Source organism: Candidatus Nanopelagicales bacterium (genome assembly GCA_018003655.1).
GTDB lineage: Bacteria > Actinomycetota > Actinomycetes > S36-B12 > UBA10799 > JAGNDY01.
Window position 1 is genome coordinate 1 of record JAGNDY010000015.1, and the last position, 12411, is coordinate 12411.

The following is a 12411-nucleotide window of genomic DNA, read 5'->3' on the forward strand; positions in this document are numbered from 1 at the left end:
GCGGGATTGAGTTCGGCTACGTGCTGGGAGAGGTAGGCCGGCTTGACCGTCACCCCGGTCTTCAACTGTCCACCACTGGGCGGCAATTGCCCAAGCAGTACCCGCAGCAATGTGGTCTTGCCCGTTCCATTGGCACCGACGATTCCGATGCGGTCACCGGGCCCGATGTTCCACGTCACCTCGTCGAGCAACTCCCGCTCTCCGAGCTGGACCGACACTTGCGTCAATTCCAGCACTGTCTTGCCGAGCCGAGCACCGGCAAAACTGAGCAACTCAACGGAATCCCGGGGTGGTGGTTCGGCGCTGATGAGCTCGTTCGCGGCGTCGACCCGGAACTTGGGCTTGGTCGTCCGTGCTGGCGCACCGCGTCGAAGCCACGCCAACTCCTTGCGGATCAGGTTATTTCGCCTGGCTTGCTCGGCGTTCTCCTGCCGGGTCCGCTCGGCTTTAGCCAACACGTAAGCCGAGTACCCGCCGTCATACTCCTCGACGCAGCCACCAACTACCTCCCACGTTCGATCACTGACCTCATCGAGAAACCACCGATCGTGGGTCACGACGATCAGGGCGAGTTCACGGCGCGAGCGGATGTACCGGGCCAACCAGGCGATGGCCTCCACATCCAGATGGTTCGTCGGCTCGTCGAGGATCAGTAGATCCAGGTCGGCCAGGAGCAACCGGGCAAGCTCGACCCGCCGGCGCTCGCCCCCGGACAGCGGTCCGAGGTGGCGGCCCATGACCTCCTCGGAGTAGCCACCCAACAACGCAGTCAGCACGTCCCTGGTGTGCGCCTGCGACGACCACTCGTGGGTTTGTCGGTCACCGACGACGTAACTTCTTACCGTCGATTCAGGGTCGATATCGGCGGCTTGGGCCAGCACGCCGACGGCGATGTCGTTGGCACGCGTCACGCGACCGGAATCGGGCGGCTCCAAGGCCGACATCACGCGAAGCAACGTCGACTTGCCGCCGCCATTGCGCCCAACCACGCCGATGCGATCGGCTTCGGCCACCCCTAGTGACACCGAATCCAGGATCGGTTCGCGCCCGAAGGACTTGCTGACTTTCTCAAGGTTGATGAGGTTGCGACGGGCCACGCTCATGAGTGTGTCAGAGCGCGCGAGTGAGGCCCGACGGTGCGCACAGACACCCGCGGCGAATCACCCGTAGCCGAGCTCGTCGAGGCGGTCGTCGTCGATGCCAAAGTGATGGGCCAGTTCGTGCACGACAGTGATGCGGACCTGCTCAATGACGTCGTCGAGGTTATTGCAGCGCCGCGTGATGGGGCCCTGGTAGATGGTGATGCGATCGGGCATGACCCCGGCGTAGCTCGTCGATCCCCGAACTGTCAGCGGTATTCCCTGGTACAAACCGAGCAGAGTTGGTCCGCCGGTTGGGGACTCGTCTTCGACGAGAACGGCAACATTGGAGATGTGCTTGGCAAGATCGGTTGGGATTGAAGCGACCGCGCGATCAACGAGCACCTCAAAGTGCGCCCGAGAGATGTCGATAGCCATGGGATGCGGGCGCCTCAGGCGAGAGACAGGAAGAGCTTCTCGAGTTCCTTCTGATCGAAATCGCTGTCTGGTTCGGTCAGGCATTGGCGCAGACCACTGGCGACGATGGCAAAACCGGCCTTGTCCAGAGCCCGCGATGCGGCGGCGAGCTGAGTCACAATGTCTTTGCACTCACGGCCGGACTCCAGCATGCGAACGATGCCGGCGATCTGCCCCTCGGCTCGGCGGAGGCGATTGATCGCCGTGGCCGTGGCCTCCTCGTCAAGCTGCATTGCTGCTCCTTGCTTTTCCGGTTCCATGCGGCACCTCCATAAGTCTCCACTAGCCGGGTTCATTCCTCGACGCTAGGCAAGGGTATACCCCCAGGGGTATTTTCACCAGTCGCTACGCTCGACCGGCCTCCGACTGGCTGACCGCAGTTCTACGGCTGGCGTTACTCCCAGCCGTAGAAGAGTCGCTCAACGATCGTTCGGGCGTGGCGTGCTCCCCGAAGATATTCCTCCGACAACCGGCCAACATCGGAATGCGGTAACCCCAGTAGGTACGCGACGCCCGCACGAGTCGAAACGTCGGTGGGGATTTGATCGCTGGGCCGACCAGTCACAAGGAACACCGCATTGCGAACGCGCGTTGCCCGCTTCCAGGCCGACTCCAACTCCTCGGCGTCCTGGGCCGACAGGTAGCCCTGCGCCGCAGCCGCCCGCAGCGCGGGCAGCGTGCCAGTGACTCGCAGAGTGTGGCTGGGGTCGCTGTCGTCACTCTGCGATCCCGCAAAACGCATCTGCATCAACTGGACCACCCACTCCACGTCGGACAGTCCCCCACGACCGAGCTTCACGTGCGTTGCCGGATCGACACCCTTGGGTAGGCGCTCTGATTCCATCCGCGCCTTGAGTCGGCGGACCTCGCGCAGGTCTGATTCGGCGATTCCGTCCTGCGGCCAGCGCAGCGGATCAACCAACTCCAGGAACGCGGCGCAAACGCCTGGATCACCCGCGATTGGCCGCGCACGAAGAAGCGCTTGGGCCTCCCACGGTGAGGACCAGCGCGCGTAGTAGGCGGTGTAGGAGGCAATGGTGCGCACGAGGGCACCGGACCGGCCCTCTGGACGTAGATCAGCATCCATGGTCAGCGGTGCATCCGAACTCGCCACCAGCAGTAGCCGACGCATCTCGTTTGCGACCGCGATCGCCGCCTTGGTCGCCTCGTGTTCGTCCGCGTCAGGCAGCGGGTCGTGCACAAACAACACATCGGCGTCCGAGGCGTAGGCAGCTTCCCGACCACCGAGGCGGCCGAGGCCGATGACGGCAAAGCGCGTTGGCAACGGTTGCTCGCGGGACCGCTCAACCTCACGGATCGCGATGGCCAGTGCTGCTTCCAGGGTCGCATCGGTGACGTCGGACAGCGCCGACCCCACTCGTTCAACGTCGGTGGCACCGGAGATGTCGGCTGCTGAGATTCTGAGCAATTCGCGGCGACGGATCGCCCGCACCGCCTCGATTGCGTGCTCGGGAACCTGATGTCGCGAGAGGGTCGCGGTCATCTCGCGGGATAGCTCCACTCGGTCGCGCGCCTGCAGATCCTCGGAGTCTCCGAGTAGCGCGACACCCTCCGGCGCACTCAACAACAGGTCCGTCGCATATCGAGACGACGCCATGATGTGCGCCAGCCGTTCTGCGGTTTCGGACTCATCGCGGAGCAATCGCAAATACCAGGGCGTACCACCCAGGGAATCGCTGACGCGACGGAATGCCAGCAGGCCAGCGTCCGGATTTGGTGCGTCGGCAAACCAACCGAGCAACACCGGCAACAATGTCCGTTGGATTGCGGCCCGCCGACTGACGCCGGAGGTCAGCGCCTCCAGATGCCGCAGGGCTCCTTCCGGGTCCGCGTACCCAAGTGCCATGAGACGCTCACGAGCGGCCTCACGCGTCAGCCTCGCATCGCCGGAGCCCAACCGCGCAACGGCATTGAGGAGCGGCCGGTAGAACAACTTTTCGTGTAGTCGCCGGACGGCCAGCCGGTGCCGTTGCCACTCATCGTTGAGCTCCTGCGCTGGTGATGCGCGCATTCCCATTGAGCGGCCTATCCGGCGTAGCGACTGTTCGTCGTCGGGCACTATGTGGGTGCGCCTCATCCGGAACAACTGGACGCGATGCTCCAAGGTGCGCAGGAATCGGTAGGCCGCAGTCAGCGTCGCAGTGTCTTCCAGGCCGACATAGCCCCAGGTCGCCATGGACTGAAGCGCGGTCAAGGTGGTGGGGCTGCGCAGCATCACATCGGAGCGGCCATGCACCAACTGCAGCATCTGGACGCTGAACTCAACGTCTCGAAGCCCACCCTTGCCGAGTTTGAGTTCGCGGTCGGCATCCTTGCTCGGAATGTGATCTTCCACCCGACGACGCATCGCCTGCAGATCGGTAACGAAACCGGGTCGGTTGGCGGCTGACCACACAAACGGCATGACCGAGTCGACGTAGGCGGCGCCAAGTGCGGCATCACCGGCAGCAAACCGGGCCTTGAGCAGCGCCTGAAACTCCCACGTCTGCGCCCACCGTTCGTAGTAGCCGACGTGACTCGCGAGGGTTCTGACCAGGGCACCGGATTTTCCTTCCGGTCGCAGCGCCGCATCAACTTCCCAGATCGTGCCCTCGGGAGTGGGCTCGTTGGCGGCCCGCATCACACCGCGAGCCAGCGCTGACGCCGTTCGCAACGCGTCGTCCTCATCCGCCAACGATCCGTCCGGCAACTGTCCAGGCTCGGCAACAAACACCACATCGACGTCGGAGATGTAGTTCAGTTCACGGCCGCCGCATTTGCCCAGCGCGATGATCGCGAATCGACAAGGTGCCGCGTCCTGGGGCAACTCCGACTCAGCGAGTACCAGACCAGCAGCCAGTACGGCATCTGCCAAGTCGGCGAGCTCCGCGGTGATGTCTTCGAAGGACGTATGCCCGGACAGATCCCGAGCCGCCGTCGCAATCAGCGCTTGCCGGTATGCCACCCTCAGCGCGGTGGCTCCGGCCAGCCAGGGTTCACCGGCCTCGACAGCGGCCCTGACCGGGTCGACCAACTCCTGCCGGAGCAGGTCCGCGCTTGGTCGCCCACCGTTGAGTTCACCAGTTTCAAGAATGTGCCAATGACCGGGATGCAGGGCCAGATGGTGACCCAACGCTTCACTGGCACCGAGCACGGCGATCAGCCGTTCGCGTAGGCCCGAATCCCTAATCAACGCCTGACGCAACTCGGCACCGTCACCACACTCGTCGGCTGCTGCCAGCAACCGACCGAGGGACGCCAGCGCCAGGTCGGGGTCGGCTGCTTCCCCCAGGGCCTCCACCAACTGCGCGTCAGCACAGAGGACCTTCAGATCAGCCGAGGTGAGCAACTCCTGTGCGGTCGAGACATCCGTGAAGCCGAGTCGGATGAGTTGGGCCGCTGTCGAACTCGACCGGCGTGAGGGCCGGCCGCGAGCAACAGGATTCGGCATCGTCACAGCACCGGCAAGTACCGCTCGCGCTCGTACTCGGTGACCTCGCGGCTGTATTCTTCCCACTCCGCGCGCTTGTTCCGCAAGAAGAACTCGAAGACGTGCTCACCGAGGGTGTCAGCCACAAGTTCGGAACGCTCCATCGCTTGGATGGCCCGATTGAGACTGGTGGGCAAGGGCTCTAGGCCCATGGCGCGGCGTTCCGATGCCGACAACGACCAAACGTCGTCCTCGGCACCGGGCGGTAGTTCGAGGTTCTCCTCGATGCCGTTGAGGCCAGCGGCGAGCAGCAGCGCCAACGCCAGGTACGGGTTGCAGGCCGAGTCCAACGCGCGGTACTCGATGCGGGTCGAGTTGCCTTTGTGCGGCTTGTACATGGGCACGCGCACCAGGGCGGATCGGTTGTTGTGGCCCCAACAGATGAATGAGGGCGCCTCGTCTCCACCGGCCAGACGTTTGTAGGAATTGACCCATTGGTTGGTGACGGCCGTGATCTCCGGTGCGTACTTGAGCAGACCGGCGATGAACGACCGGCCCACCTTCGACAGTTGCATCTCCGCGCCGGGCTCATAGAAGGCATTGCGCTCACCCTCGAACAGGCTCATGTGAGTGTGCATTCCGGAGCCTGGGTGATCGCGGAAGGGCTTCGGCATGAAGGAGGCGTACAAGCCCTGCTCGAGGGCAACCTCCTTGACGACCAATCTGAACGTCATGATGTTGTCGGCGGTGCTCAGCGCATCGGCGTAGCGAAGGTCGATCTCCTGCTGGCCCGGTGCGCCCTCGTGGTGGCTGAACTCGACCGAGATGCCCATGCTTTCCAGCATCGTGATGGCGGTACGGCGGAAGTCCTGGCCGCCGCCTTGGGGTGCGTGGTCGAAGTAGCCCACATCGTCAACCGGGACCGGCAGCCGTCCCCCGCCTGGTAGCTCCTTGAAGAGGAAGAACTCGATCTCCGGGTGGGTATAGAACGTGAATCCCATGTCCGCGGCGCGGGCGAGCGTGCGCTTGAGCACCCAACGCGGATCGGCATAGGAGGGGCTTCCGTCCGGCAGGGCGATGTCGCAGAACATCCTTGCCACCCCGAGGGTCTCGCCCCGCCAGGGAAGCACCTGAAACGTCGCCGGATCGGGTTGGGCAAGCATGTCCGACTCGCTAACGCGCGCGAAGCCCTGGATCGCCGATCCGTCGAACCCAATTCCCTCGCTGAAGGCGCCTTCAAGCTCGGCCGGGGCAATCGCCACCGACTTGAGCATCCCGAGAACATCGGTGAACCACAAACGAACGAATCGAATATCGCGCTCCTCGATGGTCCGGAGCACAAACTCGGTCTGCTTATCCATGCCGAGCATCCTGCCATGTCCGCAACTCGGGTCCCCACCTTCCGGGGTTACCGAGCCACTAGGGTTCCCAGGCATGGATCCGATTCGCGTCGCGCTCGCGCAGATCAACCCGACTGTGGGTGATCTCGCCGGCAACGCTGCCCTCATCCTGGACGCCGTCGGCAGGGCGGCAACAGGCGGCGCGCATGCCGTCCTTTTCCCGGAGATGGCGTTGACCGGCTATCCCATCGAGGATCTGGCGCTACGTGCGTCATTCCAGAACGCGACGCATCGCCAGAGCGCCGAACTGGCGCGCGCTATTGCGGCGTCCGGATATGGTGGCCTGACGGTCGTGCTCGGCGTACTCGCCCACGTCGACGGCCACCCGCGAAATGCCGCCGCCGTAATCAAAGACGGATTCGTGACTGCGACCTACCTCAAACACCATCTGCCCAACTACGGGGTCTTCGACGAACAACGGCTGTTCGCTGCCGGTGACCAGGCGTGCGTTATCGACATTGCGGGGCACCGTTGTTCGATCGCCATCTGCGAGGACCTTTGGCAAGCCGACAGTCCCGCCGAAGTCGCTGCGAGGGACTGCGAACTCCTCCTCGTGATCAATGCCTCGCCGTTTGAGCAGGGCAAGCACGGGACGCGATTGGACTTATGCCGCCAGCGGGCCCGCGAGGCCCAGGTCGGCGTCCTGTACGTCAACTGCGTCGGAGGCCAAGACGAGCTCGTCTTCGATGGGGGCTCCATGGCTGTCCGGCCAGACGGATCGGTGGCAACCGATGCAACGCGCTTCGACGAGCAACTCCTGATGGTCGACGTTGATGCATCCGGCGGACTCGAGTCGGGAACCGTCGAGCCAAGCATCGGGATCGACGAAGAGGTGTATCGAGCAGTGGAACTCGGGCTGCGGGATTACGTTCGCAAGAATGGCCTCAACAGTGTGGTGCTCGGTCTTTCGGGCGGCATCGACTCGGCGTTGGTTGCCGCTATCGCATGCGACGCACTGGGCGCGGAGAACGTCTACGGCGCCGCGATGCCGTCGGTCTACTCGTCCGGGCACTCCGTTGACGACGCCTACGACCTCGCCGAGCGCACGGGTCTGCACATCCGGACCGTCCCAATCGCGAGCATGATCGACGCATATCAGGGGCTGCTCAACTTGTCGGGCTTGGCCGAGGAGAACCTGCAGGCCCGTGTCCGCGGAACGACGCTGATGGCCATCTCGAATGCCGAGGGGCATCTAGTTCTAGCCACCGGCAACAAGAGCGAACTCGCGGTCGGGTACACCACGATCTACGGGGATGCGGTTGGTGGCTTTGGACCGATCAAGGATGTCCCGAAGACGCTGGTCTGGAAGCTTGCCCGATGGCGCAATCACCGCGCTGAAGCGCTCGGTGAGGTTCCGCCGATTCCAACGCGATCCATCGACAAACCACCGAGCGCGGAACTGCGGCCTGACCAACTCGATACCGACTCGCTACCTGACTACGAGGAACTCGACGCCATCTTGACGGCGTACGTGGAAGGGCGCGTCGATACGCGCGACTTGGTCGGGCTGGGATTCGACCAACAACTGGCCGAGCGGATCGTTAGATTGACCGACGCGGCCGAATACAAGCGGCGCCAATACCCGCCGGGTACCAAGATCACTCGATTGGCATTCGGCCGCGACCGGCGTTTGCCGGTGACGAACCGTTGGCGTGAACCAATCGACTCGCAGCGCTAAGGCTCGCGGTGAGGCGCAACGTGCGGTGACCAAGTGCCAACCGGCGCCAGTTCGTTGTGCGGCTAGCGACGTCGACCGCAGAAGCCGCCAAGTGGCGCCCACACTGACGCCAGGGTCTTGCGGCAGCTCCTGAGCTTTCGTTTCTGGGGAGCTGCGGCGACCACCGAAGTGATGGCGGTAGCCACGATCTTTGGGTTGCTCGCCATCACCACGTGGGTTGATCGGCGAGCCGTCACATGGACCGAGTTACGACCGAGCCGAGCGGCCACCGACTGCATCCGTTGCCACTGAGCAGAGTTGCCGCGTCCGGCGCCGATGACAAACAAGGGCTTGTTCCCCATCCGAGGCCGACCATTGGTGTCACGCTCGGTGTGCTTCATATTGATCGTCGCGCCGCCCTCCGACCAGTACTTGCCGGAGTAGCGCCATTGGGTGCTGTACGAGGCATCGACCAGCACCAAACCAGCGGTTTGCGAGCGGTACTGATTAGCGAACGATCGGGCCAGCAGACCACCGTAGGAGTGCCCGACGAGGACGTACTTGCCCGTTTCGCCAGCCGCTGCCAGTGCTGCGTTCAACTCTCGCGCCTGGCGGGCTGTGGTCACTCGGCGACCGACGCGCGCAGGGCTGTATCCGAGGCCCGGTCGGTCATACCAACAGACTCGCGTCGTGGGCCGAAGCAGTGGTCTGACCCGATTCCAATACAAGTGGCTGGCCCCCAACCCGGCGACCAAAACGACCGTAGGCCCAGTCGATCTTGGTGGATCTGCGGGCACCGTCGGTGCGGTGGAACCGGATGCTGACGGTTCGAGAGCCGATGAACCAGGAGGTGGGTTCGGCGTCGTCTCGGTGCCCGGACCCTTGCAGGAGATCCACTGCGTCTGACCCTTTGCCCTTACCAGCGAACGGCGATTTACGTCCGAACGCAAGCTGCGCATGTTGGGTCGATGATCGGCGAGGCCGAAGACGAAGTCATCGCGGCCGGTTCTGGGCGAACGGTGCGTCACCGGCCGTTTGCCCGTGGCGAGGCCTGCTGGCGCGATACTTCCTGGCGCGATGCCGCCTGGCGCGAGACCTGCTCGCGAGATGCTGGCAGGTGCCGCGTTCGCTGGCATAACCACAACGCCGGCAGCAACGCAGGACGCCGCCGCTACCAGGACGGTCGCGCTCAATAGCCGGGGCATGCAAACACGTTACCCATGGCAACCTGTTCGAGTCGCGGGCTCAGGTGCTATTTGGCCAGCACCGCAAAGTTGTCGCGCTTGTACTTGTTGAGGAAGCGATCGCAGCCTTCTTGGATCGCCGGATCGAGCTTCTTGCACGCCAGGTCGCCGTTCGGCGTCTTTCGGTAGTAGAAGCCCGCGACCCACCAATTGTTCATATCCAACGTCATGGCTCGGCGGACTCCGGCCTCGACCAATGTGTTCGCCAGCGCATCCGCAGACAACGACGGCGATCCGATGTACACGACACTGCCGTCGGAACGCTGGCCGACAGCCGAGCGCCAGGCCAGACTCGCGCCGTCAGTTGTTGCCCCCCACTCAGACCCACCACTGCCGTTGATCTGCGAGCGTCCCTTGTCAACGATGAGGTTGAGGTTCTGCCGGACTGTTTGAACGTCTTTGCTCATCGTCACGTCGCGGTTCCATTTGCCGATCTTCATCCGGCCATCTTTGTAAATGACGGCAGAGGCTGCTCCGTCCCGCAGGGGCGCGACGGTCTGACCGGCGTTGTAGTAGCCGCCCTGCGAATCCTGCAGGCGGAACCCTCCGTTGAACGAGGCCAACGCGTCAGGTACCCACGACTTGGGCATTGCTCCGCCGGTTGGCGACGATCCGCCCGGTTCTTGGTACCCGGGCACGAATCCGAACTTCGCCAACTTGGTGTCGATCCACATCAAGGACGCGAAGACACTCGTATGGATCCCGTCGGGTCGAACCCGCGCTACGTAGATTGCTGGCGTTCCGTCGACGGTCGACTTGGTCGCTTGCCACACGCCCTCGTCCGGCAGATTCTTGCCAGCGGGGCTGTTCATGGTGGCGGGAGGTTGCAGGTGCTCAAGCACGGCACCCGTCGGCGTAGTACCGGTCTCGGTGGAGGTTCCGTCACTGGCGGTTCCGCTTGCCACCCCATCGTCTGATCCGGCATCGATAGCCGCAGCCTCAGTGGGCTCTCCCCCGACCGGCGTAGTGTCGATATAGCGGTAGTAAAAGTCCTCTGCCTTGGCGACCACGAATCCGAGGTGGTGATCGCGTGCCCACGTCGCAGCGATGACCTCAGTCGGCTCGCCTTCGGAGCTTTGGGTCGCCCGGTAGAGAGACCACGAGGCCCAGCTCACGACGACCAGCAAGAAGGCGAAGATGGCGAGCAGGACGCGGTAGAAGATCCGACGGCGGCGCGAACGTGGCTTCTTGACCCTGGGTGGCTTGCCACCGTTAGTGCCAGACAAGGGGACTTGCTCGCGCTCAGCCAGCGGCTGTGCGGGCGATCCACTCGGGTCGGCGGATTGATCCTGGGTTAGAGACACACGGACAAGCGTAAGTCATGCGTGGATCAACACCGCGCATTTGGGTCCAAAGACGCTACACCTCTGACGCCAGCGCCTTGCGAAGTCGTCGGCTCGTCAACGGCAGCCGCGGCAATCGTCGAGCCTTGGAGTCGACCGGAGCCAGGCCACCAAGGGCCTGCTCAACGAGCCGAGCTGCAAAGTCCTTGCGATCCGTTAGCTCTCCTCGACCTTGCAGCAGATTGAACATCAGCACCGGTGAGACCAAGATCGCGCACGCAATCTCGACGTCGAGGTCGGCGCGGAGCTCACCGCTGTCGATACCCCGTCCGATCACTTGCCGGACTCTGTCCCAGCGTGGTTCAACAACGCGGGCGTAGCAGAGGTCGAACAACGCTGGATTGGACCGTGCTTGCGCGTAGATGCGGGGCAGCAGCTCGGTGCCCGAGCTCTTGCTGGTTCGAACCCATTCCAACATGTCGACCAAGGCGTCCACGGCCGTCGACGCCGGGTTGATGGCGGGCAGGTCGTCATTCAGAGTTTCCAACGCTGAATTGATGAGGTCCTGGCGGTCCGTATATCTGCGGTAGATGGTGGCCTTGCCGACGCTTGCCCGGGAGGCGACCTCCTCGACCGAGAATCCCTCAATACCCCGATCGGCTATGACCGCCAAACTCGAAGCGACGATGGCCTCGTCGACTTTTTCACTCCGAGTGCGGGCCATTTGCTGACGATAATCCCTGGCAATCTCGGCACCTAGCCGCGGGTCGGAAACCGCCAGGTTTGTGAGGTCGGCTGCTTGCTCTATGCATAGTGCGGGCCCCCATGCGAGTATGGAGGCGATCCGGGGACTGCACCAAGCAGCCTCGAGATGGGAGAGATCCTCATGTCGAACGAACACGCCCTGTATGGCGGGCAATCAGCTGGCGGCGACGGCCCGGTCCGGCGAATCACGGTCAACGACTTGGCGGCTGGTAAGGCCCGGGGCGAACACTGGTCGATGATCACCTGTTACGACGCACTGACCGCTGGCGTCTTCGATGATGCGGGGATCCCCGTCCTCCTCGTTGGAGACTCCGCCGCAAACGTCGTCTATGGGTACGACTCCACGTTGCCGGTCACGGTCGACGAGTTAATCCCGCTCACCCGCGGGGTCGTTCGCGGCTCGCGACGCGCAATGGTCGTCGCCGATCTGCCTTTCGGCTCGTACCAGAGCTCGCCGGCGCAAGCGATGGAGACTGCGGCTCGATTCATGAAGGAAGCCGGTGCCCACGCCGTGAAGCTCGAGGGCGGAGCCAGGGTTCTTCCGCAAGTTGAAGCGCTGGTCGCCGCCGGAATTCCGGTCATGGCGCACCTGGGCTTGACCCCACAATCGGTCAACACCATGGGCGGGTACCGAGTGCAAGGACGCGGCGAAGCCGGACATACCTTGCTCCAGGACGCCAAGGCACTGCAGAACGCGGGTGCATTTGCTGTTGTGCTTGAGGTCGTACCCGCCGACTTGGCCGAAGCCGTCACCCGCTCACTGGCCATCCCCACTATCGGGATCGGAGCGGGCGCGGGAACGGATGCTCAGGTTCTTGTCTGGCAGGACATGGCCGGACTGAGCTCGGGTCGCAAACCGAAATTCGTCAAGCAGTACGCCGACCTGCGCTCAGTGCTCACCCAAGCGGTCACAACCTGGGCCGACGAGGTCGCCTCAGGTGCGTACCCGGACGAATCGCACCAGTACCACTGACCACTCGGGTGGACCGGCAAGCAGTCAAGGTCGCCTGAGCACGTCAGACATCGGTCAATCGCACGCCCGCATGAGCCTTGTAGCGGCGATTAACCGAGATGAG

10 protein-coding genes are annotated in these 12411 nt (G+C 63.6%); 2 read left to right on the forward strand and 8 right to left on the reverse strand.

The window, feature by feature from the left end:
• The 5 genes from KAZ48_04045 to KAZ48_04065 all read right to left on the reverse strand — a co-directional run.
• The coding region (locus KAZ48_04045) for an ABC-F family ATP-binding cassette domain-containing protein (protein ID MBP7971949.1) at positions 1-1097 on the reverse strand (1097 nt) is incomplete at its 3' end.
• Positions 1098-1160: 63 nt separating this feature from the next.
• Positions 1161-1517: a metallopeptidase family protein gene (locus KAZ48_04050; protein ID MBP7971950.1), complete on the reverse strand. Its 357-nt coding sequence runs from the start codon at positions 1515-1517 to the stop codon at positions 1161-1163.
• Positions 1518-1531: 14 nt separating this feature from the next.
• Positions 1532-1816: a metal-sensitive transcriptional regulator gene (locus tag KAZ48_04055; GenBank protein ID MBP7971951.1), complete on the reverse strand. Its 285-nt coding sequence runs from the start codon at positions 1814-1816 to the stop codon at positions 1532-1534.
• Between the two features lie 134 nt (positions 1817-1950).
• Entirely contained in the window at positions 1951-5007 is a 3057-nt protein-coding gene (locus tag KAZ48_04060) for a bifunctional [glutamine synthetase] adenylyltransferase/[glutamine synthetase]-adenylyl-L-tyrosine phosphorylase (GenBank protein ID MBP7971952.1), read from the reverse strand.
• A gap of 2 nt (positions 5008-5009) precedes the next feature.
• Entirely contained in the window at positions 5010-6347 is a 1338-nt protein-coding gene (locus KAZ48_04065; GenBank protein ID MBP7971953.1) for a glutamine synthetase, read from the reverse strand.
• 73 nt (positions 6348-6420) lie between these two features.
• Here KAZ48_04065 and KAZ48_04070 point away from each other — a divergent pair, with 73 nt between their 5' ends.
• Positions 6421-8064: an NAD+ synthase gene (locus tag KAZ48_04070; protein ID MBP7971954.1), complete on the forward strand. Its 1644-nt coding sequence runs from the start codon at positions 6421-6423 to the stop codon at positions 8062-8064.
• 62 nt (positions 8065-8126) lie between these two features.
• Here the strand turns inward: KAZ48_04070 and KAZ48_04075 are convergent, their stop codons facing one another.
• The 3 genes from KAZ48_04075 to KAZ48_04085 are packed head-to-tail and all read right to left on the reverse strand — an operon-like array spanning position 8127 to position 11294.
• Positions 8127-9248 carry an alpha/beta fold hydrolase gene (locus KAZ48_04075; protein MBP7971955.1) on the reverse strand — a complete coding sequence of 374 codons (1122 nt, stop codon included), beginning with the start codon at positions 9246-9248 and terminating at the stop codon, positions 8127-8129.
• A gap of 47 nt (positions 9249-9295) precedes the next feature.
• Positions 9296-10591 (reverse strand): phosphodiester glycosidase family protein, encoded by a 1296-nt coding sequence (locus KAZ48_04080; GenBank protein MBP7971956.1) that lies wholly within the window; start codon positions 10589-10591, stop codon positions 9296-9298.
• 55 nt (positions 10592-10646) lie between these two features.
• Positions 10647-11294 carry a TetR/AcrR family transcriptional regulator gene (locus tag KAZ48_04085; protein ID MBP7971957.1) on the reverse strand — a complete coding sequence of 216 codons (648 nt, stop codon included), beginning with the start codon at positions 11292-11294 and terminating at the stop codon, positions 10647-10649.
• Between the two features lie 162 nt (positions 11295-11456).
• On the opposite strand from KAZ48_04085, the gene panB reads away from it, so the two are divergent.
• Positions 11457-12308, forward strand: a complete 852-nt coding sequence (gene panB / locus KAZ48_04090; GenBank protein ID MBP7971958.1) for a 3-methyl-2-oxobutanoate hydroxymethyltransferase — start codon at positions 11457-11459, stop codon at positions 12306-12308.
• Positions 12309-12411 lie beyond the last annotated feature (103 nt).

Bases quoted from the DNA above. Each gene is read 5' to 3' on its own strand.
- KAZ48_04050 (MBP7971950.1), bottom strand. From the start codon at position 1,517: ATGGCTATCGACATCTCTCGGGCGCACTTTGAGGTGCTCGTTGATCGC.
- KAZ48_04055 (MBP7971951.1), bottom strand. From the start codon at position 1,816: ATGGAACCGGAAAAGCAAGGAGCAGCAATGCAGCTTGACGAGGAGGCC.
- KAZ48_04060 (MBP7971952.1), bottom strand. From the start codon at position 5,007: ATGCCGAATCCTGTTGCTCGCGGCCGGCCCTCACGCCGGTCGAGTTCG.
- KAZ48_04065 (MBP7971953.1), bottom strand. From the start codon at position 6,347: ATGGATAAGCAGACCGAGTTTGTGCTCCGGACCATCGAGGAGCGCGAT.
- KAZ48_04070 (MBP7971954.1), top strand. From the start codon at position 6,421: ATGGATCCGATTCGCGTCGCGCTCGCGCAGATCAACCCGACTGTGGGT.
- KAZ48_04075 (MBP7971955.1), bottom strand. From the start codon at position 9,248: ATGCCCCGGCTATTGAGCGCGACCGTCCTGGTAGCGGCGGCGTCCTGC.
- KAZ48_04085 (MBP7971957.1), bottom strand. From the start codon at position 11,294: ATGGCCCGCACTCGGAGTGAAAAAGTCGACGAGGCCATCGTCGCTTCG.
- panB (MBP7971958.1), top strand. From the start codon at position 11,457: ATGTCGAACGAACACGCCCTGTATGGCGGGCAATCAGCTGGCGGCGAC.